General features: G+C 64.9%; 23 protein-coding genes, 1 pseudogene and 1 riboswitch. Of the genes and pseudogenes, 14 read left to right on the top strand and 10 right to left on the bottom strand.

Features of this window, described 5'->3' with window-relative positions:
- Window positions 1-104: 104 nt before the first annotated feature.
- Window positions 105-268: riboswitch (yybP-ykoY riboswitch) on the top strand.
- An 11-nt stretch (window positions 269-279) separates the two neighbouring features.
- Both ABB30_RS06360 and ABB30_RS06365 read left to right on the top strand, forming a co-directional pair.
- Entirely contained in the window at window positions 280-861 is a 582-nt protein-coding gene (locus ABB30_RS06360; protein ID WP_057637482.1) for a manganese efflux pump MntP, read from the top strand.
- Window positions 862-966: 105 nt separating this feature from the next.
- A complete protein-coding gene (locus ABB30_RS06365) occupies window positions 967-2,052 on the top strand; it encodes a hypothetical protein (protein WP_152980610.1) in 1,086 nt (361 codons plus the stop codon).
- 72 nt (window positions 2,053-2,124) lie between these two features.
- Here the strand turns inward: ABB30_RS06365 and ABB30_RS06370 are convergent, their stop codons facing one another.
- From ABB30_RS06370 to ABB30_RS06385, 4 genes are all read right to left on the bottom strand, one after another.
- Window positions 2,125-2,484 (bottom strand): hypothetical protein, encoded by a 360-nt coding sequence (locus tag ABB30_RS06370; RefSeq protein ID WP_057637484.1) that lies wholly within the window; start codon window positions 2,482-2,484, stop codon window positions 2,125-2,127.
- Window positions 2,485-2,575: 91 nt separating this feature from the next.
- Window positions 2,576-6,067, bottom strand: coding sequence for a hybrid sensor histidine kinase/response regulator (locus ABB30_RS06375; RefSeq protein ID WP_057637485.1), 3,492 nt, complete (start codon window positions 6,065-6,067; stop codon window positions 2,576-2,578).
- Between the two features lie 75 nt (window positions 6,068-6,142).
- Window positions 6,143-8,281 (bottom strand): S46 family peptidase, encoded by a 2,139-nt coding sequence (locus tag ABB30_RS06380; protein WP_057637486.1) that lies wholly within the window; start codon window positions 8,279-8,281, stop codon window positions 6,143-6,145.
- 87 nt (window positions 8,282-8,368) lie between these two features.
- Window positions 8,369-9,274, bottom strand: a complete 906-nt coding sequence (locus tag ABB30_RS06385) for a LysR family transcriptional regulator (RefSeq protein WP_057637487.1) — start codon at window positions 9,272-9,274, stop codon at window positions 8,369-8,371.
- Between the two features lie 122 nt (window positions 9,275-9,396).
- On the opposite strand from ABB30_RS06385, the gene ABB30_RS06390 reads away from it, so the two are divergent.
- From ABB30_RS06390 to ABB30_RS06415, 6 genes and pseudogenes are all read left to right on the top strand, one after another.
- Entirely contained in the window at window positions 9,397-10,275 is an 879-nt protein-coding gene (locus ABB30_RS06390; protein WP_057637488.1) for a pirin family protein, read from the top strand.
- A gap of 108 nt (window positions 10,276-10,383) precedes the next feature.
- The gene (gene ycaC, locus ABB30_RS06395; protein ID WP_057637489.1) at window positions 10,384-11,010 is read left to right on the top strand and encodes an isochorismate family cysteine hydrolase YcaC; all 627 of its coding nucleotides are present in this window, start codon (window positions 10,384-10,386) and stop codon (window positions 11,008-11,010) included.
- A 325-nt stretch (window positions 11,011-11,335) separates the two neighbouring features.
- Window positions 11,336-11,734 carry a hypothetical protein gene (locus tag ABB30_RS06400; protein WP_152980618.1) on the top strand — a complete coding sequence of 133 codons (399 nt, stop codon included), beginning with the start codon at window positions 11,336-11,338 and terminating at the stop codon, window positions 11,732-11,734.
- Window positions 11,735-11,760: 26 nt separating this feature from the next.
- Complete coding sequence (locus tag ABB30_RS06405; RefSeq protein WP_057637491.1) at window positions 11,761-12,072, top strand: hypothetical protein; 312 nt, start codon at window positions 11,761-11,763, stop codon at window positions 12,070-12,072.
- Window positions 12,073-12,116: 44 nt separating this feature from the next.
- Window positions 12,117-12,362: pseudogene (locus ABB30_RS06410) on the top strand (hypothetical protein); the annotation flags it as partial.
- Between the two features lie 49 nt (window positions 12,363-12,411).
- Window positions 12,412-13,029 (top strand): hypothetical protein, encoded by a 618-nt coding sequence (locus tag ABB30_RS06415; protein WP_152980611.1) that lies wholly within the window; start codon window positions 12,412-12,414, stop codon window positions 13,027-13,029.
- Window positions 13,030-13,297: 268 nt separating this feature from the next.
- Here ABB30_RS06415 and ABB30_RS06420 read toward each other — a convergent pair whose 3' ends face one another.
- Window positions 13,298-13,669, bottom strand: coding sequence for a hypothetical protein (locus tag ABB30_RS06420; RefSeq protein WP_152980612.1), 372 nt, complete (start codon window positions 13,667-13,669; stop codon window positions 13,298-13,300).
- A gap of 181 nt (window positions 13,670-13,850) precedes the next feature.
- On the opposite strand from ABB30_RS06420, the gene ABB30_RS06425 reads away from it, so the two are divergent.
- Window positions 13,851-15,062 (top strand): serine hydrolase domain-containing protein, encoded by a 1,212-nt coding sequence (locus ABB30_RS06425; protein ID WP_057637494.1) that lies wholly within the window; start codon window positions 13,851-13,853, stop codon window positions 15,060-15,062.
- Window positions 15,063-15,125: 63 nt separating this feature from the next.
- Here ABB30_RS06425 and ABB30_RS06430 read toward each other — a convergent pair whose 3' ends face one another.
- Window positions 15,126-15,956, bottom strand: a complete 831-nt coding sequence (locus ABB30_RS06430; protein WP_152980613.1) for a PIN domain-containing protein — start codon at window positions 15,954-15,956, stop codon at window positions 15,126-15,128.
- A gap of 12 nt (window positions 15,957-15,968) precedes the next feature.
- On the bottom strand, window positions 15,969-16,988 hold the full coding sequence (locus ABB30_RS06435; RefSeq protein ID WP_057637496.1) for a PTS sugar transporter subunit IIC: 1,020 nt from the start codon (window positions 16,986-16,988) through the stop codon (window positions 15,969-15,971).
- A gap of 348 nt (window positions 16,989-17,336) precedes the next feature.
- Here ABB30_RS06435 and ABB30_RS06440 point away from each other — a divergent pair, with 348 nt between their 5' ends.
- From ABB30_RS06440 to ABB30_RS06455, 4 genes are all read left to right on the top strand, one after another.
- A complete protein-coding gene (locus ABB30_RS06440) occupies window positions 17,337-17,549 on the top strand; it encodes a hypothetical protein (RefSeq protein WP_057637497.1) in 213 nt (70 codons plus the stop codon).
- A gap of 76 nt (window positions 17,550-17,625) precedes the next feature.
- Window positions 17,626-18,531 carry a pseudouridine synthase gene (locus ABB30_RS06445; RefSeq protein WP_057637498.1) on the top strand — a complete coding sequence of 302 codons (906 nt, stop codon included), beginning with the start codon at window positions 17,626-17,628 and terminating at the stop codon, window positions 18,529-18,531.
- 308 nt (window positions 18,532-18,839) lie between these two features.
- A complete protein-coding gene (locus ABB30_RS06450) occupies window positions 18,840-19,148 on the top strand; it encodes a hypothetical protein (RefSeq protein ID WP_057637499.1) in 309 nt (102 codons plus the stop codon).
- Between the two features lie 27 nt (window positions 19,149-19,175).
- Window positions 19,176-20,759 (top strand): PAS domain-containing hybrid sensor histidine kinase/response regulator, encoded by a 1,584-nt coding sequence (locus ABB30_RS06455; RefSeq protein ID WP_057637500.1) that lies wholly within the window; start codon window positions 19,176-19,178, stop codon window positions 20,757-20,759.
- Window positions 20,760-20,803: 44 nt separating this feature from the next.
- Here ABB30_RS06455 and ABB30_RS06460 read toward each other — a convergent pair whose 3' ends face one another.
- Window positions 20,804-21,319, bottom strand: coding sequence for an RcnB family protein (locus ABB30_RS06460; RefSeq protein WP_152980616.1), 516 nt, complete (start codon window positions 21,317-21,319; stop codon window positions 20,804-20,806).
- 456 nt (window positions 21,320-21,775) lie between these two features.
- Window positions 21,776-23,650: a DUF885 domain-containing protein gene (locus ABB30_RS06465; RefSeq protein ID WP_057637502.1), complete on the bottom strand. Its 1,875-nt coding sequence runs from the start codon at window positions 23,648-23,650 to the stop codon at window positions 21,776-21,778.
- 156 nt (window positions 23,651-23,806) lie between these two features.
- Between ABB30_RS06465 and ABB30_RS06470 the strand changes: the two genes are divergently transcribed.
- Window positions 23,807-24,205: an MAPEG family protein gene (locus ABB30_RS06470; protein WP_057637503.1), complete on the top strand. Its 399-nt coding sequence runs from the start codon at window positions 23,807-23,809 to the stop codon at window positions 24,203-24,205.
- Between the two features lie 13 nt (window positions 24,206-24,218).
- On the opposite strand, the gene rlmF is transcribed toward ABB30_RS06470, so the two are convergent.
- Window positions 24,219-25,217, bottom strand: a complete 999-nt coding sequence (rlmF, locus tag ABB30_RS06475; protein WP_057637504.1) for a 23S rRNA (adenine(1618)-N(6))-methyltransferase RlmF — start codon at window positions 25,215-25,217, stop codon at window positions 24,219-24,221.
- Between the last annotated feature and the right edge of the window lie 74 nt (window positions 25,218-25,291).

The following is a 25,291-nucleotide window of genomic DNA, read 5'->3' on the forward strand; positions in this document are numbered from 1 at the left end:
TCCCTCGTTCCTCTTTCCTCACAACTCGTTCCTGCTCCCTCGTTTCTCGTTACTACTCACTCGTTCCTCGCCTCCTGCCTCCACGCTCTGCTAGAATCCGCGCACCCCTTGGGGAGTAGCCGGCTTCCAGCCCTTGGAAGCAGCCCACATCAACATGCTTGGCCAGTGCGCCATGGTGTGGGCAACCAGCAACGGTAGGCGAGACCAGCGGCGCGCGTGCACAACAACGGTTGGGCGCGTGCGTGCGCCGTGTCCGACCCGCCCGACCGCCGAGCTTGCATGTCCCCGTTTTCGATTCTTCTGATTGGCCTTGCCATGTCCACCGATGCCTTCGCTGCGGCGATCGGCAAGGGGGTGGCAATGGGCCGCCCACGCCTGCGTGATGCCCTGCGTACCGGCCTGATCTTCGGCACCATCGAGGCCATCACCCCACTGCTGGGCTGGCTGCTGGGCAAGGCCGCCGCGCCCTATGTGCAGGCCTGGGACCACTGGATCGCCTTCGTCCTGCTGCTTGGCCTGGGCCTGCACATGATCATCAACGGCGTGCGTGGTGACGAACACGACGAACCCGAGGCACAGGCTGACAGCGCGCGCTCGTTCTGGCTGCTGGCCCTGACCGGCCTGGCCACCAGCATCGACGCGGCGGCCATCGGCGTGGGCCTGGCCTTCCTGGACGTGCACATCGGCATCGTGGCCGCGGTGATCGGCCTGTGCACCTTCGGTATGGTCACCCTCGGCGTGCTGCTGGGCAGCAAGCTGGGTGAAATCGCCGGCAAGCGCGCCGAAATCCTCGGCGGCATCGTGCTGATCCTGGTCGGCGCCGGCATTCTCTACGAACACCTGCAGCACCCGCTGGCCTGAGCCAGAGCGATGCTGGTGTGCACTGTGTCGCGCATCAGCATCGCCCTTGTGCCGGCCCGGCAGAGCGTAGGCTAAGCTGGCCCGACATCTGACCGGAGAGCTGCAATGGATTTGCGCCGTAGTCTGCTTGTTGTGGTGGGTCTTGGCTTGCTGGGCAGCGTGCCAGCCCAAGCCATTGACCTGTTCGGCATCGAGCGCCGCCACGAGGCACGCCGGCAGGCCGCGATCAAGGCCCATCAAGCCGAACAGCTGGAACAGATCCGTGCGTTCGACCGCATCCTGGAATCGGCCAACCGCGATGGGCTGGCAATGGTGATCACGCAGATCTTCAATACCGGCTCCAGGGCCAATTCATCGCTGCGTGAACACCGCGACTACACCACCTCGGTAGGTTGGGAACTGGAAGGCAGCAATGGTGGAATCCACCTGCTGCACAGTGACCGCATCAAGACCAACGACGGCTTTGTCCTGAATACGGTTGAAGGCAGCTTCCGCATCAACCTGGTGGTACCAGGCACTTACCGTTTGCAGAGCGTGATGCAGGAGCACCACTATTCCGATACCCACAACATGACCCTGACACGCAATCAGGGAGCAGGTGGAATCGGTATCTACGAGATAAATGAAACGGCTTTCGTAGAGACTGAAACCGAAGAGTATTACCGCCCCACGTCCTACAAGACGGTCAACCACAGTTACTGCAGCGCGTCTTATGTGGTCAGTGGTGCCTGTGCCAGCTGGAGCAGCTGGAGCGAGGAACACGTGGACCGCCAGGGGGGCTGGGACACCCGCCAGGTCGGCCGCGAGCGCGATGGCTTGATTGTGGTGAGCAAACCCCGGCAGACCCTGGCCACCCTGATCCTGGCTCCCGGCCAGGTGGCGCTGATGGACACGGTGTTTTCGCGCCTGCCCAACAATGGTTACCTGCGCGACACCTGTGCCCGCACCGGTGGCCAACGGGTGGAGTGCCAACTGGCCTCGTTCTCCTTCCAGGTCGTACCGGCACGTGCCGATGCGCTGCAACACGCGATCACGATGGTGCGCAACAACGGTCAAGTGGAGCTGGCCGGCATGCTTGAACGTGCCGTACCGGTGCCGCTGCAGATCAGCGGCGCCAAGGCAGACTGGCGCGACGGCCAGTGGGGACAGAACTACTATCTGGAAGTCCCGGCTGCCGACACGGGAAAATGATCTCGGCACGCCTGTCCATCCGGTGCCCGGCTCTCCGCCGCTGAACCATACTTGCGGCCTGCCTGCGGCGGCCTACAGCCGCTGCAGGTCGATCTGCACATCGCGTGGATGATCGCCCTGGCGGGCCTGGCAATGCACCTGCAGGCCGCGATCATCAGCGTGCACGGTGCCGCTGAACTGCATCCAGTCACCGCGCCGCTTCTGGTTGGCCTTCCAGCGGAAGCTGCCATTGCCACCCGGGCGCAGGCGATGCTCGGCACGCTGCCTGCAATGCCGCTCCAGGTCCTCCATATCCTCGATCAGCCCGCCGTCGTGACTACCGCTGCTGCCCCAGCTGCGCGAATGGCTGCTGGAAACCCCGGCCCCGGTGCCGACGCTCAACGAGCAGCCGCCGATCACCACGCACATCACCCACAAACCCCAGCCACGCATGCTGCTTCCTGTGTGTCGTCCCCGTGGCCTGCATGGATAACCCGGCAGGCAGCCGGCCCGACATCCCCGTAAAGGGGGACGCCGGCAGCGCTCAACGGCGTGCGGCCACCTGGGCAGACAGGAACGCACGCAGCGAGGCCGGCTTGACCGGCTTGGTCAGCATCCGCCAGCCCTGGTCTCGGGCCGCCTTCTTCAACTCGTCGCGGCCATCGGCGGTGAGCAGCGCACCGGGCAGGTCACGCTCACTGCTCTGCCGCAGCAGGTCCAGGGTCTGCAGGCCGTCCAGACGGTCATGCAGGTGGTAATCCACCAGCAGCACATCCGGTTGCTCGGCCAGGCAGGCCACCGCCTGGTCCACGGTGGTGGCGGCAATCACCTGGACCTGCCAGCGCGCCAGCAGCGCGCGCATGCCGTCCAGGATCTCGTGGTCGTTGTCCACGCACAGCACGCGCATGCCGGCCAGTGATTCGCCGGCGGGCTGGCCAGTGCTGACCGGGGCGGCAATGCGCCGCACTTCCGGTGCCTCCACCTGCTCCAGGCCGATGGCGAACATAGAGCCATGGCCGACCTGGCTCTGCGCGGCCAGGCGGTGGTCGAGCAGACGGGCGATGCGCTGGCAGATCGACAGGCCCAGGCCCAGGCCCTGCTCGCCCCAGTCAAAGGACTGCTGGTAACGGTGGAACTCGGTGAAGATCTGCTGCATGTGGGCATCGGGAATGCCCGGGCCGGTATCCCAGACCTGCAGCCAGACCATGCCCTGGCGCTGGCGCAGGGCCAGCACGATGCGGCCGGTGCGGGTGTAACGCAGGGCATTGGCGATGAAGTTCTGCAGCACCCGGCGCAACAGGCGGCGGTCGGTATGTACCCAGGCGCTGCGGCCATGCACGCGCAGCTTCAGGCCACGGCCGGCGGCGACCGGTGCGTACTGGCTGACCAGCTCGTCCACCAGCACGCGCGCATCGAACACGCTGTATTTGGGCTGCAGGCCACCGCCGTCCAGGCGCGACACGTCCAGCAGACCGTCCAGCAGCTCCTCGGCCGCGCGCAGGGAGGCATCCACGCGCTCGACCAGACGGCGCTGCTCGGGGTTGTTGGCCTGGTGCTCGCGCAGGGCCGAGGCAAACAGGCGCGCCGCGTTGAGCGGCTGCAACACGTCATGGCTGATCGCGGCCAGGAAGCGCGTGCGTGACTGCTGGGCCAGCTCGGCCGCCGCCGAACGCTCGGCCACACGCTGTTCCAAGGTCTCGTTGGTTTCCAGCAGCGCGCGTTCGACCCGCTTGAACTCGGTGATGTCGTTGTAGCTGGTCACATAGCCACCGCCCTGCAGGGCCTGGCCGCGCATCTCGAACACCCGCCCATCGCTGCGCACACGCTCGAACACATGCGGGGTGCCGGCGCGCATGTGGCTGATGCGGCGGGCGATCTGCGCTTCCACATCCCCATTGCCACCGACCTCGCCGCGGTCGGCGTTGTAGCGGATCAGATCGGCCACCGGGCGGCCGACATACAACATGCCGTCGGGATAATCGAACATGGCCTGGTACTGGCCGTTCCAGGCGATCAGGCGCATCTGTGCATCCACCACACTGACCCCGGCGGCGATGTTCTCCAGCGTGGTGTGCAGGATCTCGCGGTTGAAACGCAACTCCTGGCCGGCCTCGTCCAGCACGGCGACCACCTCGTCCACGCGCATGCCCGAGCCACGCAACAGACTGGTCAGCAGCAAGCGCGAAGAGGTGGCACCGATGGAGGCGGCCAGCAGGCGCTCGGTGAACTGCACCCAGCCACGGTCGGCCTGGCCGCTCAGACCCACCGGCTGCTGCACGCGGGTGGCCTGCTCCTCGAAGGCATGGCGGGCCTGGCGGTCGCCCAGCACACGCCCGGCCAGGGCCAGCAGGTCGGTGACCCGCACATGCCCGGACCAGCCACCGGCAGCCGCCGCCGTGGGCTGGCTGGCCGGCTCCAGGAACGGGGCCGCACGCAGGCGCTCGGCCATGCCCGGCGGCCAGCGCCAGGACACCAGCACCAGCACGGCGGTATTGACCAGCAGCGACCACAGCGTGGCGTGGGTCAGCGGATCCAGCCCGTGCAGCCCGAGCAAGGCCTGTGGCTGCAGCCAGGACAAGCCACCCGGGCCATCGAGCATCCACTGCGGGCGCAGCCCCGCGCCGTCGGCCATGGTCGGCAGCAACAGGGTGTACAACCACACGGCAAAGCCGGTGAGCACGCCCATCTCCGCACCGCGGCGGCTGGTGCCACGCCAGTACAGCCCGGCGATCAACGCCGGAGCAAATTGGGCCACGGCGACGAAGGCCATCAGGCCATAAGAGGCCAGCGAGGCATCGTTGCGGCTGATGCGGTAGTACGAATAGGCCGCCAGCCCCAGGCCGAGGATGGCCAGGCGGCGGATCCACAGCACCCGGGTCGCCCGCACCGCGGCGGCATGCGCGTCACCATCGCGACGCAGCAGCAGCGGCATCACCAGGTCGTTGGAAATCATCGTGGCCAGGGCGATGGAGGACACCACCACCATGCCGGTGGCCGCCGAGAAACCGCCGATATAGGCAACCAGGGCCAGCAGCTGCCGGCCATCGGCCAGGGGCAGGCCCAGCACCAGCGAATCGGCGGTACTGCCATCAATGCCGAGCAGCATCACCCCGGCGCTGGCAATGGGCATCACTGCCAGCGAGATCACCAGCAGGTAGGCGGTGAACATCCAGCGCGCGCGGCGCACGTCGGCCACCTCGCCACACTCCACCACGGCTACGTGGAACTGGCGTGGCAGGCACAGCATGGCCAGGAAGCTGAGCACGGTCTGGGCGATGAAACCGCCGGGCATCGCCGTGGGCGAGAACATGGTCTGGATCGCCTGCAACGGTGGGTGGCCGTTGCTGCCGAGCAGCTTCCAGGCAAACACACCCACCGCGCTGATGGCCACCAGCTTGACCACCGATTCCAGCGCGATGGCCAGCATCATGCCGTGGTGGTGCTCGGTGGCATCGACCCGGCGTGCACCGAACAGGATGGCGAACATGGCCATCATCAGGGCCACATACAGGGCCGGGTCCTGCCAGTAGCCCGGATCGGCGCCGCCATCGGTGGACAGCACCTGCAGGCTCATGGCCACGGCCTTGTACTGCAGGGCCAGGTAGGGAATCACCCCGACCAGGGCAATCACGGCCACCAGCGCCCCGAGGCGGCGTGAATGGCCGTAGCGCGAGGCGATGAAGTCGGCGATGGACACCATGTTCTGCTGCCGCGCCACATGCACCAGGCGCTCCAGCACATGCCAGCCCAGCAGCATCAACAGCACCGGGCCCAGGTAGATGGGCAGGTAGCCCAGGCCATGGCGTACGGCGGTGCCGACCGCACCGTAGAACGTCCACGACGAGCAGTACACCGCCAGCGCCAGCGAATAGATCAGCGGCCGCAACCAGGGGCGGTTGGGGTACATGGGGTGACGGTCGCCCAGCCAGGCAACGCCGAACAACAGGGCCGCGTATGCCAGCGATACCAGCAGCAGGATCCAGCTCGACACAGCACCACTCCCGACAACACCCCAGCGCCGCAGTGTAACGCCCATCTGCCGGCAGCGCGGGGCGCACAAACGACAACGCCGCCTTCAAGGCGGCGTTGTCGTTGATCAGCACATCAAGGCTTACTGTGCCGGCACGCCCATCTCGGCCAGCAGGTCATGGGCCGGGTAGACCTTGTCCATCAGCCAGCGCATGTAGCGCATGTCCACGTGCACGGCGCGCTTGTAGCGCGGATCGAACCACCAGCTGGCCGATACCGACTCCCAGTTGGAGTCAAAGTTCAGGCCGATCAGCTCGCCCTTGGCGTTGAGTACCGGCGAGCCGGAGTTGCCGCCGGTGGTGTCCAGGTTGGTCAGGAAATTCACCGTCTGCGTGCCCAGGGCCGGGTCGGCGGTGTTGCCCCAGTCGCCCTTGGCGATGGCCTCCAGCAAGGGCTTGGGCGCATCGAACGGGTAGGCATTGGTGTTCTTTTCCAGGATGCCGGCCACGGTGGTGACCGGGCTCCAGGTCACCGCATCGCGCGGGGTGATCGACTCGACCCGGCCGTAGGAGATGCGCAGGGTGCGGTTGGCATCCGGGTACAGCGCGCGGCCCTGGCTGTTGCGCCAGGCGAACAGTGCCTGCATGTAGGCCGGGCGCAGGCGCAGCGATTCGCCCTCGCGGGTCTTGGCCTCGTGCTCCAGGCGCAGCTGGGCGGCCACCAGCGGGCCGGCGATGGCCAGCAGGGCGTCATCGCCCAGGGCCTGGCCGGCCTTGGCCTTGTCCAGCAAGCCGAGGCGGGTAGCTTCGTCGCCCAGGCCGGTGGCGGCATACAGCGCATCCAGCCGGGCGCTCAGCTCGGCCGGGGTGCGGCCGAAGGCGGCATCGAACTCGGCCACGCGCTGGGCGTCGGGCAGCTGCTGGTAACGGCCCAGCACATGGGCCAGCAGGGCCTTTTCGACCTTGGGGTCAAAGCGGCGCTGCACCTGCTTCAGGGTGCCTTCGATCATGCCCAGGTCACGGGCCTGGTAGCCGGTCTCACGCTGTGCATCGGGCTTGGCCGCTTCGATGCGCAGGCGCTCCAGCAGCAGGGCCGAGCGCAGCAGCTGGGTGGCACCGCTTACCTGCTGCAGCAGCAGGTCACGTTCGCCCACGCTGGCGCCGCCGGCAATCTGCGCGAACAGCGCATCGATGCTGCGACGCTGGGTACGCGGGGTGGCAGCCAGCATGGCCGCCTCATCGGCACCGCGCAGGGTCTTGGCATCGCTGCGCAGCAGGCCTTCCAGCTCGCCGGCGGCACGCTTGCGGTTGTTCTTCAGGCCCTGCAGCTGCGAGGCATAGCGCTGGGTGGCGGCGGCATCACCGGCGGTGGCCGCCTCGATGGTGTCGATCATCTGCTGGAACAGCGCCACCCGGCGCGGCAGCACCTGGTCGATCTGGCTGGCGAACTCGGCCGCGGTGCGGTGGCGGTAGGTCACCCCCGGGTAGCCGGCCAGCATGGCGTAATCGCCCTCCTTCGGACCTTGCGCCGACAGGTGCAGGAAGGCCGGGTTCTGGTAGGGGACGTTGTTCTCGCTGTACGGGGCCGGCTTGCCATCCGGGCCGACATAGGCGCGCAGCAGGGTGAAATCGCCGGTGTGGCGCGGCCACATGAAGTTGTCGATTTCATCGCCGTAGTTGCCGATCGCCCGCGGCGGCGCATAGACCAGGCGCACGTCCTGCAGCTCGACCTGGGCGATGCGGTAGAAATCGGTGCCGTAGTACATGTTGGCCACCGAGCAGCGCACGCTGCCATCGGCCTCGCACTGCGCCACGATCTGCTTGGACGCCTGCTCGATGGCGTCATGGTAGGCGCGGCCGGTCTTGCCCTTGGCCGCGGCCAGCACCTGGTCGGTGACCTTGTCAAAAGCGGTGGTGACCACCACCCGGAAATCCGGGTTGGCCGGGCGCTCTTCAGCACGGCCCTTGGCGACAAAACCGTTGTCGATGATGTTGTCTTCCGGGCTGCTGTTGTACTGGATCACCCCCATCGCAACATGGTGGTTGGTCAGCAGCAGGCCGTTGGCCGAGACGAACGAACCGGTGCCACCACCGGCGCGCACCACCGCACTGAGCGGCGGCGCGGTGACATCGGCCAGCCCGGCCGGGTCGCCTTCAAAACCGGCCGCCTTCATCTGTGCGGCCAGATCCGGCAGCTGGGTGGGCATCCACATGCCTTCATCGGCATGGGCAGTAGCGGCCAGGCCAAGGGCCAGCGCGGCGGCAAGGGTGTTGCGGGTCATGGGAACGTCCCCGGGACATCAATCAAGCCCCGCAAACTAACGGCCCGCGCCGGCAGCGGCAAGGGCCACAGGGCATGGAAGGTGGATTCAGTCCTCATCCATTGCCGCAAACGCTTGTACGAAGTGATCCAGCAGGGCGCGCACCGAGGGCAGCTGGCCGCGCCGGGAGGGGTACACCGCATGGATGATCTCCTGCGATGGCGCCCAGTCCGGCAGCACCCGCACCAGCTCACCGCTGGCCAGCGAATCGGCCACCAGCATCAGCGGCAGCTGCACCACCCCGACCCCGGCGCAGGCGGCCTGGCGCAGGGGCAGCATGCCGCGGGTCACCAGCCGCGGCTGGTGGCGGAGTTCGGCCTGCAGCCCGTTGGGGCCCAGCAGGTGCCAGGCATGCTCATCCTGCGGTTGGCCCAGGGCCAGGCTGGGCAGGCCTGCCAGATCGGCCGGGCCCTGCGGCACCCCATGCCGCTGCAGCAGGCCTGGGCTGGCCACCAGGCCCTGGCTGCGCTCACCGAACACCTTGAGCACCAGCTCGCTGTCCTCCAGCGGCGGTGGGCGCACGCGGATGGCCATGTCAAAGCCTTCGGCAATCACATCGACGCGGCGGTTGGTTTCCTCCAGGTGCACCTGCACGTCCGGGCAGGCCGCCATGAACTCGGCCAGCATCGGCCCGATGCGGAAATCCAGCAGCATGGTCGGGCAGCTCAGGCGCACCGTGCCACGCGGCTGGCTGCGGGTCAGCTCGATCGCCTCCCCTGCCGCCTCGGCCTCGATCAGCATCGCGCGCACATGGGCGTAGTAGGTCTGGCCGATATCGGTAACCGAAAAATGCCGGGTCGAGCGTTGGATCAGGCGCACCCCCAGGCGTTCCTCGAGCAGGGCGATGCGCCGGCTCAGCTTGGACTTGGGCTCGCCCAGGGCGCGGCCGGCCGGGGCAAAGCCGCCGTGCTCGACCACCTTGGCGAAGTAATACAGGTCATTGAGGTCCTGCATGGGCCACCATCGTTCACCAGATAGGACTATCTGACCATATTTCAGCTACTACCGGCCACATCGTTCCAAATCCATTATTCCCTCCAACGAAGGCGCAACCCGCGCCGCAACCGGAGAAGGACATGAAGAAGATCAGCGGCCTGTACAGCGCCCCCCGCCCGCACTGGGTTGGCGACGGTTTCCCGGTGCGCTCGCTGTTCTCCTACAACACCCACGGCCGCCAGCTCAGCCCGTTCCTGCTGCTCGACCATGCCGGCCCGGCGCAGTTTGAACCGGCCAACACCCCACGCGGCGTGGGCCAGCACCCGCACCGCGGCTTCGAGACGGTGACCATCGTCTACGACGGCGAGGTGGCCCACCGCGACTCCACCGGCGCCGGCGGCGTGATCGGCGTGGGTGATGTGCAGTGGATGACCGCCGCTTCGGGGATCATCCATGAGGAATTCCACTCCGAGGACTTCACCCGCCGTGGCGGCAAGCTGGAAATGGCCCAGCTGTGGGTCAACCTGCCGGCAGCAGACAAGATGAGCGCGCCGGGTTACCAGAACATCACCGCCGACATGATTCCCAACGTAGCCCTGGCCGATGACGCCGGCAGCCTGCGGGTGATCGCCGGCGAGTACGCCGGGCACAAGGGACCGGCCCGCACGTTCACCCGTATGAACGTGTGGGACCTGCGCCTTGCCCGCGATGGCCAGGTGAGCCTGGACTTTGCCGCTGGCGACACCGTGGCTGCGGTGGTGCTGCGTGGCACGGTGCTGGCCAATGGCGACCAGGTGGTGCGCGAAGGCCAGATGGCCGTGTTCGACCGTGCTGCCGGCGAGGTGCTGCTGGAAGCCAATGGCGAGGCCATCGTGCTGGTGCTGTCCGGCGAGCCGATCGACGAACCCATCGCCGGCTATGGGCCGTTCGTGATGAACACCCAGGACGAGCTGCGCCAGGCCGTGGATGACTTCAACGCCGGCCGTTTCGGCCAGGTCCCGGAAGCGGCACAGGCCTGAGCGCGGCAACCCCTGTTTCGGGCCACCCTCCCCGGTGGCCCATCCCCTCAGCGCTCGCGCTGATCCTGCGCAGGCACACGCGCCTGCACCCTTTCAAGGAGTTATCCCATGGGCAAGCCCTACGTGCGTCTGGACAAGGACGATGTTGCCGTACTGCTGGTGGACCACCAGACCGGCCTGCTGTCGCTGGTACGCGACATCGACCCGGACAAGTTCAAGAACAACGTGCTGGCACTGGCCGACATCGCCAAGTACTTCAACCTGCCCACGATCCTGACCACCAGCTTTGAAACCGGCCCCAACGGCCCGCTGGTGCCCGAGCTCAAGGAACTGTTCCCGGACGCCCCGTACATCGCCCGCCCGGGGCAGATCAACGCCTGGGACAACGAGGACTTCGTCAAGGCAGTCAAGGCCACCGGCAAGAAGCAGCTGCTGGTTGCCGGCGTGGTCACCGAAGTGTGCGTGTCTTTCCCGGTGCTCTCCGCGCTGGCCGAAGACTTCGACGTGTTCGTGGTCACCGATGCCTCGGGCACCTTCAACGAAATGACCCGCAACGCCGCTTGGAGCCGCATGGAACAGGCCGGCGCCCAGCTGATGAGCTGGTTCGGCGTGGCCGCCGAACTGCACCGCGACTGGCGCAATGACGTGGAAGGCTTGGGCACCCTGTTCTCCAACCACATCCCCGACTACCGCAACCTGATCAACAGCCACACGCTGTTTACCAGCGGCAAGTAAGGCACTGTTCCAGCGCAAATGAAAAAACCGTCGTACCGCAAGGTACGGCGGTTTTTTTATGCCCGCCTGAGCAACCGGATGGCGATTGCAGCAAGGCCCTGCCGAGTGCCGAGCTGGTTTGCATGGCAATGGATTAAGGAAAAACCTTACCTGTAAATCAGGAACAGCCTGACAGCCACTAACCCACCCGGTTATCTGCAAGCAGCTGCAGGCTTGAAACCAATGGCGCGATGAAGGAATCTTCACAGTGTCCGATTCCGTAGGAATGACAGGGGGACACATGGAATGTGAAACAGGCGCACGCCAGGCCGTGCGTTGGATCGTGATGACCGCGCTGCTGTGCTGCACTGCTGCCCACGCGCAGACAGTGCGCTCGGCCACGGGTACGCAGCAACGGGTCTATATCCCGCCGGCACGCCAGCCGCACAACTCGATGGCGCGTGACACCACGCCCTTCAACTGCGAGCAATACCGCCGCCACCCGCATCCGGGCATGGCCAGCTACTGCCAGGGCATCGAGAACATGGCCCTGCACAACGAAGCCCGCCGCCAGGGCCGGCCCGCACCTTCGGCTTCCATCATCGAACTACCGCCGCTCGGCTCCGAACCGGCCAAGACACTCGGCTATGCCTGCATCGGCGGCCAAGCGTTCAAGCGCCTGGACAACGGCTGGGAGCAGGTGTCGGCCGCTGCAGGTGGATGGCAGCGGTGTCGGGGCGGCTGACTTAACCACACACAAAGGAAAGGAAAATGTCCGCAGAACTGCACGCAACTACCGCTGCAAAGACCAGTAAGTCGGGCTTCTTCTCTTTCTTTGAAAGCCTGCTCAGCTTCGTACTGTGTGCGCTGATGGCAATTGGCCTGATAGCTGCAACCGCCACTTGGCGCAGCAGCACGGTGGAATTCATCGGCAGTGACCGCATGCGCATCACGGAAAACACTTGGTGGGGCTTGCTGAGCGATGAAACCACCTACCGCAGCAGCGCCGGCGGCTGGCTATTGATTCGCTCAAATGGTGATGAGGTGGCGGTGAGCGCACAGCCAATTCGCATAAATAACTAATGTCTTAACCTGTCGATTGAAAGGTATCTCTGAATCCATCTCTCCACCCGCATCCGGGCATGGCCAGCTACTGCCAAGGCATCGAGAACATGGCCCTGCACAGCGAAGCCCGCCACCACGGCCGGCCCGTACCATCCGCTTCCATCATCGAACTACTGCCGCTCCGCTCCGAACCGGCCAAGACACTGGGCTATGCCTGCATCGGCGGCCAGGCGTTCAAGCGCCTGGACAACGGCCGGGAGCAGGTGTCGGCGGCTGCAGGTGGATGGCAGCGGTGTCGGGGTGGGTGAGTAGACCTGATCCCGTTCTCACATCTCACCAAGCTGGAGGAACCGGCCTGTGATTGCCGACATGCGGTTGCGAACCTATTTTTCTCTCCACCACGCGCAGATGGCTGCCTACCATGCGAGGGTGGCTCAGAGCCTGGAGGTCAATGAGTCGGAGGAATCGGCTATCGCTCTATCGGCTCATGTTTCTGCAGCAGTGATCTCCGCCGGGGCGTTCATGGATGCGACCGCAAACGAAGTTGCGGAGAACTCCAAGCGGCCTGGAAAGGATGTTAAAGGACGCCCTGCGTCGTTGCTGCGACTCAACGAGCTTTTGGAGGCTGCCAATGTCCCCGCGATCGATTACATAGATCCTCTATGGGTAAATGCGCAGACCCTCATTGAACTGCGGAATAGACTTATCCACTACGAGTACGACTGGCTAGATGAGGGGACAGCCAACATGATCGGGCCTGGTGCTTTGAATGTGAGTCCGCTGCAGGAAAAGCTCAGAGCAGCATTCACGTACTTGCCGCTGACAGTGGGCTACATCCCAAGATTCCTTTCGCCAGATTGCGCAGCTTGGGCAGTTCAGTCGGCCGTTGCTTTTCTGGATGAGTTCTATTGCCGTCTCAATCAGACACCGAGCCATGATCATTTGCGTCACAGAATCAAGGTTTCACGTCCTTAGCCCCGAGAAAGCGGGGTTTTTTATGATGCCCTTTGCAGCCTTTGCCACTGTTTCGTAGCCTCGTCGCACTGCCCATCGATGCGATCAACGGAGTCAGGCTGGCCTTTAAAGCTTCTGCTTTTTGCTTTTAATGTTCCGCCGTAGTGCATGGCCGCTGGCCGCAGCGAATACCCGCAGCCCGATGCTTATGGCACGTCGCTTCAGGCCGCCCGCACAGCGCTTGACTGCCCATTGCAGGCAGATCAGCGCTGTTGCGAGCGGTGGCCAGCTACGCTTCCCCGCGATATCGCCGATGCACAGCGATGTTCCAGGCACGGCAGGCCTCGTCCAGGGCAGCACTCACCTCTTCCACGCGGTAGGCGGTGGCCTGGCGGGCATCCAGCCAGATCCAGCGCTGGCGTTGCTGCGTGCGGCAGCGGGCATGCAGGTTGCCGCCGGCATCCAGCCGTACCTGGTCCACCGCGTCGAACTGGCGCAGCACCACTTCCATCAACAACTGGGCAGCCGCACGCCGGCAATCTTCGGCGCACATTGAGGGGCTGGCCACCTGTGCCTGCTGCAACAGCTGCAGCAATACCTGCCATTGACGGTGCAGGGGATGGCCGGTATCGCTGACGCTGTGGATCATCGGCGGTGACATGGCAGGCTCCATCGCAACCGGGCATCCAGCCTGCATGCCTGGCCGCAGCAACCACCATCGGTGCCCTGCCCGGCCGGTATTCGGAAAAATAGCGCCCGCGTGGTTGGGACTTATGACCTCTGCACCTTGACCGGGCCCATCACGCTGGCTATCAAGGAGCATCCTGTCGTGTGGAGCGGTTATGCGCCTTGCCTTGCCCGTTGTCCTGTCCACCCTGTTGCTGGCCCTGCCGGCTGCCGCCCATCAACCCATTGCCAGCGTGCGCGTGGCCTTTGACCGCGACAGCATCGGCGCGGCGCAGACCCAGGGCTGGGCCGATGTAGCCGCCCAGCGCGCCGTCACCGCCGATGACCCGGTACGCATTGCCTCCATTTCCAAGCTGGTGCTGGCCATCGGTGTGATGCGTCTGGTCGAGGAAGGCAAGCTGGACCTGCATACCGATGTGTCCCAATACCTGGGCTGGGAGCTGCGTCACCCGCGCTTTCCGCAAGTGCCGATCACCCTGCAGATGATGCTGTCCCACCAGTCCGGCCTGACCGATGACGCCGGCTACTGGGCCACCCCGCTGGACGGGCAGATCCGCGACATCGTCGATGACCCGCGCGCCTGGGACGAACACGCTCCGGGCACCTGGTTCCGTTACACCAACCTCAACTCGCCGCTGGTCGCCTCGATGATGGAGCGCGTCACCGGCGAACGCGTGGACCTGCTGATGCAGCGTCTGGTGCTGCAGCCTGCCGGCATCAACGCCTGCTACGGCTGGGAAACCTGCGACGAGGCCACCGCCGCCCGCGCGGTGGTGCTGTATGACAAGGACGGCAAGCCGGCGGTGGACGACAACCAGGGCAAGAAGCCGGAATGCAACGTCCGCCGCGCCACCGATGGCAGCTGCGACCTGGCCCTGTGGCAGCCTGGCCGCAATGGCGGTGCGTTCTCGCCGCAGGGCGGCCTGCGCATCAGTGCCAATGCCCTGGCCCGGGTCGGCCAGCTGCTGCTGGGCGGCGGTGAAATCGACGGCGTACGCATCATCTCCGACGCCTCGGTCAAGACCATGCTCACCCCTCAGTGGGTATATGCCCCGGGCAATGGCCAGACCTGGGAAGACGGCGAGCCGATGCCGCCGCCGGGCGTGCCGCACGCCACCCTGTGCAGCTACGGCCAGGGCACCATCATCCTGGCCACCGGCCACCCCGATTGCGGCGATGACCCGTTCGGCGATGGCATCGCCCGCGTCGGCCACTCCGGTAATGCCTACGGCCTGCGTTCGGGCCTGTGGATCGACCCGGCCAGCGGCACCGGCGTGGCCTATTTCGCCACCGGCATGGACGGCGCCCCGATCGGCAAGCGCTCGGCCTTCACCGCCGAAGCCGAGCGCCTGGCCACTGGCGAGTAAGCCCGGCAGGGCAGCCGCAGAGGGCCATGGGGCACACAAGGCCGCATGGCCCACGGCCGGCGCTCAACGGTAGATCACCTTGCTGCCATCCAGCCGAATGACTCCGGCCTTGACCAGGCTGGCAATCAGTTCATCGGCCTGCTGGCTGGAAATGGTCTTGGCAAACGTCGCCAGCACGTGGTTGCGCAGGCTTGCACGCTTGGCCGGCCGGTTTTTTGGGTGTTTGGCGAGCAACAGCTTGATCTGTTCCAGCCGCTGGGTGGCATTGATCGCCGGCTTGCCGGACTGTGCCGCCACAACCGGCTTCGGTGTTGGCACAGCAGCCGGCGCAGCCACCGGCTCCACGGTGACCACCACCGCCTCGGCCCGGGCCGGGCGCACCACCGCCATTGCCTTGGCTTTGGCCGCTTGGGGAAACATCGCCATCTGCGCAATGGCCGGCACCCGGTACACCGTCGCCTTGTGCTGGCGCAGGTGGGTTACCAGCGGGTCAAAGCCGGTGTCCTTGGAAATGATGTGGAAATACCCATCCGGGTCTTCATGCAGCAACCGGCCCAGGTAGCAGGCAATATGGAAATCCAGCGCGTTGCTGCCATTGCCAGTAATGCGCACATAGCGCACCCGCTCCCCCATCGCATGCGCGGCAATGGCCAGGTCAGTTGAAAACTTGGCCTGCGAGGCACCAATGAAGATCCAAACCTGCACAGTGGGCAGGTCAAGCAACGACAGATCATCTGGTTGCACGTTTTCATGGTCGATGAAAACGTAATTCCGCCGTGGCGTGATTAGCATCAGGTTATTGCCGCTTTCTGCTTCATTCACGAAGTTGGCCCGCTGGATCTTTCTTCCCGCGATGATTGCCCAAGCGCTTACGGCTTGCCAAGCAGGCAGCAACCAGCCAAGAGATTAGATCTTCGCGTCCACCTTCAGATCACCCTCCTTGATCCAGCCGATGCGCCGCAGCGGCCAGGCGATCAGCAGGCACAGCACGGCCGGCAGCAGAAAATGCAGCAGGCCGATCTTCAGCCAGACATCCAGGCCATTGCCCATGGCCGCCAGTGTGCCGACCTGGCCGACAAAACCACTGGTGCCCATGCCCGAGCCGGTGGGCACGTTCTGCATGCCAAACCCCAGGGTGGCGACAGGCCCGAGAATGGCGGCGGTGAGTACCGGCGGAATCCAGATGCGCGGGTTGCGCACGATATTGGGCAGCTGCAGCATGCTGGTACCCAGGCCCTGGCTGAGCAGGCCGGCGCTGCGGTTTTCCTTGAAGCTCATCACCGCAAAACCGACCATCTGCGCCGCACAGCCCACGGTAGCCGCACCACCGGCCAAACCGCCGAGGTTGAGCGAAATGGCCAGCGCGGCACTGGAGGTGGGGCCGGTGAGGATCATGCCCATCACCACCGCCAGCAGCACGCTCATCAACAGCGGCTGCAGGCCCATGGCCCATTGAATGCCATCGCCGGTGGCCGCCAGCACTGATCCAATCAATGGCGCCAACGCCGTAGCCACGGCAAAGCCGCTGACCAGGGCCGTGGCCGGAGTGACGATGATGTCCAGCGGGGTGGTCTTGCTGACCAGCTTGCTGGCCTCGGTGGCCACCGCCACGGCCACAAAGCACCCTACCGGGCCGCCCATCTTGGCCCCGAACAGGCCGATGGCCGCACTGGCGAAGATCACGATTGGCGGGCCCTGCAGGCCATACGCCACGGCCACACCAATGGCCGCGCCCATCGCCTGCTGGGCCATGGTGCCGGCTTCCACCAAGGCCGGGATGCCGGTCCAGCCGCCCACGGTCTTCAGGATCAGGCCGATCACCAATGAGCCGAACAGGCCCAGGGTCATGTAGTTGAGCGCATCGATGCCGTAACGGCGCAGCGAGAACTCGATGTTGCGGGCGGCGAGGAAGGTTTTCAGCGACATGACACGGGCCGGGCAATGGGGGGTGCCGGGGCGGCATGGCCACCGGCAGCGAAGTGTACGACGACGCGCACAGTCCCTCGCCCATGCCGATGGCACAGTGCAGCCATCCCGTCGGAGGTTGTTGCCATGCCGCTCCAGAACCGTTGTCACGCAGGCCTTGCCACAAGCCTGCTGTTGCTTGGCAGCGCATGTGCCTCCAGCGCCGGTATGCCGGGTGACCTGCAGATACGCACAACCTCCCCGGCGCAGCTGCTGGCGGGAGCACAATCGGCCGGCCACGGATTTCCAGCTGCATGCAGGGCCTGGACCCTCTCCCCCTCCCAGGCCAGGCAGTTCTTCGCCCTGGCCTTGGAGCAGCTACCGCAAGACCAGCATCGTTTTGACTACCTGCCCTGTGAAATCACCGGCGAGCTGCAAGCCGATGGCCAGCGCTGGCAGTTCCACATCAATGCCGCCGGCACTGGCCGCTGGCAGCACAACGGCAGCCAGCGCCACTTTGCCTGCACCGAGCCGGCCTGCGAGCCGCTGGTCCTGATGCTGCCCGAACCCGGCAATCCGTAACCACAGCCGGCAGGGTTCAGGCAGGCCGCGAGGCGCGGGCTATGCTTGCTGCATCGCCTGCCTGCCGCATCCCCACGTGACCACGCACCGCGCCATCCGCGATGGCCTTCCCGCCAGCCACTTCCAGCTTCCTCCCGGCCCGTGGGCCACGGTGCTGCAAGCGCTGTGTGCGCATTTCCCGGCCATTGCCGAAGACATCTGGTGTGACCGTTTCATCCGTGGCCGGGTACTGGATGCCGACGGCCAGCCGTTGCCTGTCGATGCGCCTTACCGGCTCGGCGCCACCGTGCAGTATTTCCGCGAAGTGGCCGACGAGCCGGTGATTCCGTATGCCGAAACCATCGTGCATGCCGATGAGCATCTGGTCGTGGCCTGCAAGCCGCACTTCCTGCCGGTGGTACCGGCCGGGGTGTATGTACGCCAGACCCTGCTCAACCGCCTGGTGGAGACCCTGGACAACCCACACCTGGTGCCGCTGCACCGCATTGACCGCGACACGGCCGGGCTGGTGCTGTTCTCGGCCAACCCGGCCAGCCGCGGTGCCTACCAGGCGCTGTTCCGCGAGCGGCGCATTGCCAAGTACTACCTGGCCGTGGCCCCGCCACTGGAACAGCTGCCGTTTCCGTATATGCACCGCAGCCGCCTGGTGCCCGGCGAGCCGTTTTTCCGCATGTGCGAAGCGCCGGGCGAGGCCAACAGCGAAACCGTGATCGAGGTACTCAGGCGCGGCCCCAAGCACTGGACTTACCGCCTGCAGCCGATAACAGGGCGCAAGCACCAGTTGCGTGTGCACATGGCCGCGCTGGGGGCTCCCCTGCTGCATGACCGCAGCTATCCGCAGCTGCTGCCACAACAGGCCGATGCAGCGGAGCAGCCGCTGCAACTGCTGGCCCATGCACTGCACTTCACCGATCCACTGGATGGCACACAACGGCAGTTCCACTCTGCACGGGTACTGAGCGAGGATTGCTTGCCGTCATGAAGCAGCGGGGAAAACGCCCCAGTGCTGCCGACCGACCAAGTACTGCCGCCCGTCGATTGAAAAATAACAATCAAACCAATTATTTGCACTTGTTTGAAAAGATCATGAACGCGCAATAGACTGGGCCATTCGTGCGTTATGGCACACCCAAATAAATATCCGGCAAGGCAACCGCCGGCATTTATTCAGCACGGCACAGATGGCAGCACGAAGCGTTGGTTGTGTGGCAAACAAAAAACCACCCGTAAGCCCAGGAAGGATCGGCAATGCTTCCAGCTCAACTTGCGCACTATCCAACCCAATATGACATGTCGCTGCTGGCCATTGCGGTGCTGGACCAGCGCACATTCTCCACGGTCTACTGCAACTCAACCTTCCTGCGACTGCAGAAAAATCATGCCATGGTGGCTGGAACGGACATGTTCCGTGAAACCAACCTGCGCGAAGCCGCCCAACGCTGCTGGCAGCAGAAGATCATGGTGCTGACCACGCTGCCGGACAGCTTGTTGCGGGTTGAATTTTCCCCTCTGCCCGGCGATGACGCCTCCGCCCCCTATGTGCAATGTCTGCTGCTCAGGCCACACATCGAAACCGGTGCCGGCGAGCAGGCCCTGTAACAGCCCGGGGATGCTTCCTTGTCCAGTATGCCGCTGGCTTATGCACGGATAATCGACCACCTGCCCCACAGCATCTGGTTGTGCACACCCCAGGGCGAGATCTTCTGGACCAATGGCACCTCCAATCGTTACGCCTACGGCACCGACGAGATGCTCGATGCCAGCAACACGCGCTATGTGAGCAAGGTGCATCCGGACGACCTGACCGGTGCCGGGATTGCCCTGTCTCGCGCCATGAACGGTGATCCACCCGAGCGCCCCTACCGTTACCGCCTGCGCGATCACCGCGGTGCTTTTCGTTGGCACGAGTTCTGTATTGCGCCGGTCTATGACGACAACCGCCAGCTGCTGTACTGGATCGGCAGCAGCGTCAACATCGAGCACACCATGGCTGAAGCCCGGCATCTGGAGGCGGCACTGAGCACCGCCAACAGCCAGTTGGCCAGCCTGCGCAGTGAGCTGGACAGGCATCTGCAGCACTCGGCAATCGAGCAGAAGATGGCCCTGGTCAACCATCTTGCCGGTGGCATTGCCCATGACCTCAACAACCTGTTGCAGGTGGTGGTGGCCTGTACCGAAATGGCCCTGCTGGCCGACCCATCACCCGCGGTGGAATCCAAGCTGCGCCTGATTGCCGATTGCGTGAACCGTGCCGGGCGCATGTCATCGCAGCTGGCCAGCTTCAGCGGCCGTCAACCACAGAACTCACGAGTGCTCGATACCCACGCCACCTTGTTTGAGTGTGCACAGCTGCTGCAACGCGCGGTTGGGGCGGAGATTGAATTCGAGTCCCGCATTGCCGATGACCTGCATCCGATCCTGGCCGACCGCTCGCAACTGGAAAACACCCTGATCAACCTGGCCATCAATGCACGAGATGCCGTCAATGGGCATGGCCGTGTCCTGTTTGATGCCTGCAACACCACCAGCCTGGATAGCGACGGCAATCCGGTCGAACAAGTGCAGCTGACCCTGTCCGATGATGGCATCGGCATGGACCCGGCACTGCAGGAGAAGGTGTTCGAGCCCTTCTTCACCACCAAACCCGATGGCAAGGGCACCGGCCTGGGGCTGTCGATGGTGCGGCGCTTTGTCCAGGCCAGCAATGGCCATATCACCCTGAACTCAGAACTGGGCAAGGGCACCAGCATCAGCCTGCTGTTGCCACGCAGCCGCCAACAGGCAGCAGTGGCAACCGAACAGGTCGATACCCAGGCTTCATTGAAGCTGAAAATCCTGCTGGTAGAAGACGACGAACAGGTGCGCCAATCCATCCACCTGCTCCTGCTCCAGCTCGATTGCGATGTCATCCCCTCGTTCAACATCGACCATGCCTTGGCATTGCTCGATGGTGGCATGCGTCCGGATGTGATCATCTCCGACATCCGTATGCCGGGCAGGAAAACCGCCCGTGACCTGATCCACTGGGTGGAATCCAGGCCCGGCATGGCATTGTGCTTTGCCACCGGCTACAGCCCGGATGTAGCGGTGGCAGAAGGCCTGATCGACGGCAAGTATGTCGTTTTGTTCAAGCCGTTTACCCTGCACGATCTGGCCGGCATCCTGCACCGCCTGGTCGCAACGCATGCCCGGCTGGCTGCTGAAAACTGAAAGTGCCCTGCGCAGGCAGGGCATTTCATTGAAACCGGCATGGGTTACATGCCGTTGATCACGATCTCGTTGACCACATTGCTGCCACTGGTGACGCGTACATAACGCTCACCGATCCGGCGCCATTCCTGGCCACGCGGTGCCTTCTGCAGACCATGGCGGCGGTGTTCGGTAACCACTACGCCCTGGCGGTTTTCTGCCAGCGGGGCTCCCAGGCGCAGCGGGCGATGGCCGGCACGATCGACCGAGCGCGGTCCACCGCGGCGATGCATGCCGTCATGGCGATGCATGCGCCCTGCATGGGCCTGTGGCGCCCCGTGCGGGGCCGCACCAAACTGGCGACGCTGCCCGTGCGGGCCCTTGTGATGACGCCCCGGAGCCTCGGCGGCTTGCCCGGCCTGCGGCGGGCGAATGCCCTGCTGCCCGGCAACCGGGGGCAGCGCAGCCGTACTGACCGCCGCCGGAGCCGGAGCGACCGGGGCAATCGTTGCCGGTGCCGCCAGGGCCGAGCCTGCAACCAACACCGAGAGCGAAAGAATCGTTGCGACAACCTGCTTCATGAAAACCTCCTTCACAGCGGTCTTGCTGCGTGGTTCCACGATAAGGCCGGAAAAATGAACGCCCGTCTAAAAACAATACTCCGAATGTATCCGCATGTATCACATTGTTTTGTTTTCAAGCAGACGCCGATCGAAAACAATGCAGAAAACATCCCGGACAACAGTCGCAACAACAGCAGATCGAATAAATATTTTTATATTTAATACTTACAGAGACAAATAATAAACACATAAAACATAATAAATAAAACAGAGTGCCAGAACAGCAAGTCACTCAGTCCGCCATTAACAGCCGTATGTCAGCAGCGCACCATCAAACCGCCACGTCCGGCCCACGCCTGCGCTGGACCGGGTTGATCACGCAACGTCTGTGTGGCCAACAGGCAGGAAACAAAAAGGCGGTGCCGCTTCAACGGCACCGCCCGGGAACGATCAGCAGATCGGGGTCAGGCCTGCTCAGGCGGCCTTGTGCCCGGCGACCCAGCGGTCTACGCGCTTTTCCAGCAGGTCCAGCGGCAATGCGCCACCACCGAGGACGGTGTCGTGGAAGCCACGGATGTCGAACTTGTCACCCAGTTCGGCTTCAGCCTTGGCACGCAGCTCGAGGATCTTGTTCATGCCGATTTTGTAGGAGGTCGCCTGGCCGGGCATGATCAGGTAACGGCGTACTTCCGATTCCATCGCTGCACGCGGGATCGAACTGTTGGCAGCGAAATACTCCACCGCCTGCGCTTCGGTCCAGCCCTTTGCATGCAGGCCGGTGTCCACCACCAGGCGGATCGCGCGCCACATTTCCGAGGTCAGGCGGCCGTAATCCGAATACGGATCCTGGTAGGTGCCCGGCATCTCCTTGGCCAGGCGCTCGGTGTACAGGCCCCAGCCTTCGGCATAGGCACTGAGCATGAGCTGGGTGCGGAACTTGGGCAGGCCGGTCAGCTCCTGGGCAATGGACAGCTGCATGTGGTGGCCCGGCAATGCCTCGTGGTAGGCAATCACTTCCAGCTCGGTCTTGGGCATGGCTGCCATGTCGGACATGTGCATGTAGTAGATGCCCGGACGTGAACCATCGGCGGTACCCGGGTAGTAATGCTGGGCCGCACCGGGCTGCTCACGGAAAGCTTCGACGCGACGCACTTCCAGCGGTGCCTTGGGCAGCAGGCCGAAGTACTCCGGCAGCACCTTGCGGATGTTGTCGATGGCCGCATTGGTGTCGGCCATGTAACGGGCACGATCCTCGTCGGTATTGGCGTACTTCAGTGCCGGGTTGGCGGTGACGTGCTTGAAGAAGGCCTGCAGGTCGCCCTCCACCCCGAGCTGCTTCTGGATCGCCTCCATCTCGCCGCGGATGCGCGCCACGTCGGCCAGGCCGATCTCGTGGATCTGCTCGGCACTCAGGTCGGTGGTGGTGTTCTGGCGCAGCTGGTAACGGTAGTAATCGGCACCGTTGTTGCCGGCCTGGGTGGTGCCCACACCGGCCGGGTTGAGCAGGGCCTTGGGAGCGGCAGCACTGGCCCAGTCAATGATCTGGGTGTAGGCAGGCTGCACCTTGTCCACCAGTGCCGTGCGCGCCTGTGCCTTGAGCTCATCCGCGCGGGCCTGGTCAATGGTGCCGGCCTTGGCCAGGGCGTCGGCCTTGCGCTGCAGGTCGCCCCACAGGGCGCTGTCACTGCCCGCATTGAACGGCGCACCGGACACCAGCGCGCGCGACTGCTGGGCCACCGCCTCCAGGGCGAAGCGCGGCGGCAGGGTGCCGGCAGCCTCGGCCTTGCGGGCATGCTCGAGCAGCTGGCCGAAGAAGCGCGGCACTTCATTCAAACGGGCGATGTAGGCCAGGTAATCGGCCTCGCTGTCCACGGTGTGGAAGTTCATCAGCAGCATCGGCAGGGTCGACTGCATGCCGTTCATCTGGTCGAACGCGTACTGGTTCAGGCGGTAGGCCTTGCCGTCACGCTCGTTCTCGTACTGGCGCTTCCACAGCTCCCACGAGGTCTGGGTCTCGGCATCGAGCTTGTCAAAATCAAACTGGCTCTCCATCGCCTTGACCGAGGCCTCCAGCCAGGCGATGCGCGCATCGGCACCGGCTTCGGACACATCGTCCAGCTTGTCGTTGAGCTGCTTGCTGCCCTGGAAGCTGAGCATCAGCGGAGAGAAGGTCATCCATTCGGCGTACTGCGCATCAAACCAGGCATTCAGGCGCTGCGATTCGGCCTGCACCTGTTCGGCGCTGGCGGTACGGCCGGCCTCCGGCGCCGACGAAGGGCCCGGCGAACAACCGGCAAGTACGGCAGCCAGGGCCAAGGCCAGGGCACTGTGGGAAACGAGCGAACGCATGAGGGATTCTCCGCAAATGGTGAGGCTGAAGGTCAGCGTTTGTTATACCAATGGCCACGCCGCCGGAGGGATGACAAAGGTCACGCCTGCAGCAGCCGCTGCACGCAGGGCCACAACCTGCCAAGCTGGCCCTGCCCTCCAGATGACGGACATCCCATGACCCTTGCCACTGCCTGCGTCCTGATTGCCTGCCTGCTGCCGATCGTGTGTGCCGGCATCGCCAAATCCCCCGGGTTCGGCAAGCCGCGCCGGGATGGCGGTTTTGACAACCGCAACCCACGCGCGTGGATGGCCGGGCTGGAAGGCTGGCAGGCACGCGCCAATGCCGCCCAGCAGAACAGCTTCGAAGCGCTGCCCATCTTCATCGCCGGCGTGCTGCTGGCCCAGCAGGCCGATGTACGGCAAGGCCTGGTCGATGGCCTGGCCTGTGCCTTCATCGTGCTGCGTGCCGGTTACATCGCCGCCTATCTGCGTGACACCGCCAGCCTGCGCTCGCTGCTGTGGGCGGCGGCAATGGTCTGTTGCGTGGGCCTGTTTGTCTGCACCGCGCTGTAACCCACACGCAGGCTCAGGCCAGGCCGGCCAGCCATGCCTGGCGTGCGGCGGGGGCATGGAAACTCCAGGCCACAAACCGGCTGCGCTTGTTGCCCTGGGCCATGTCCACCTGCTGCACCTGGAGCGCACCGGCCTTGCCCAGCTGCTTGTGGATGTCGGCCAGGTGCTCGCTCTTGGCCACCAGGGAGGAAAACCACAGCACCTGCTCGCGGCAGGCCACGCTCTCCTTGATCATCCGGCGCAGGAACGAGGCCTCGCCACCGGTGCACCACAGCTCGTTGGCCTGGCCACCGAAGTTCAACGCCGGGGCGCCCCGCTTGCCTGTCGCCGCGGCTGACGGCTTGCTGCCGGCCAGGTTGCCCAGCTTGCGTTGGCTGCCACGTGCCGCCTCGGCAGCCGAGGCATGGAACGGCGGATTGCACAGGGTCAGGGCAAAACGCTCCTGCGCCTGAAGCAGGCCGGCAAAGATGCTGCCGCGTGCAGTCTGCTGACGCAGTTCGATCTGCGCCTGCAGGCCATTGGCCTGGATGTTGGCCTGGGCCGATGCCAGCGCGCCGGCATCGATATCGGTGCCGACAAACTGCCAGCCGTACTCGGCCTGGCCGAGCAGGGGGTAGATCAGGTTGGCCCCGGTGCCGATATCCAGCACCCGCACCTGCGGCCCCTGCAGCAGCTGGCCGTGGTTGTCCTCGGCCAGCAGGTCGGCCAGCCCGTGCAGGTAATCCACCCGGCCCGGGACCGGTGGGCACAGGTAGCCGTCGGGAATGTCCCAGTGGGCAATGCCGTAATCGGCCTTGAGCAGCGCGCGGTTGAGTTCGCGCACCGCAGCGGGGGCAGCAAAGTCGATGCTGTCGCTGCCGGCCGGGGTGCGGATCAGGTAATCACGCAGTGGCGGATGCACCGTCACCAGACGCGTCAGGTCGTAACGGCCCTGATGGCGGTTGCGGGGATGCAGAAGGGGAGCGGGCGCGGCAACCGGACGGGCCGGGCGCGGAGTGGATCGTGCGGTCATGCCGGGTATTGGACACCATCACGGCACGCTGTGGCAGCTTTGTACGGCGGCCAGGTCAGCGGCCGCCCCGGGGA

This window comes from Stenotrophomonas ginsengisoli (assembly GCF_001431485.1).
In the GTDB taxonomy this organism is placed as follows: Bacteria; Pseudomonadota; Gammaproteobacteria; order Xanthomonadales; family Xanthomonadaceae; genus Stenotrophomonas; species Stenotrophomonas ginsengisoli.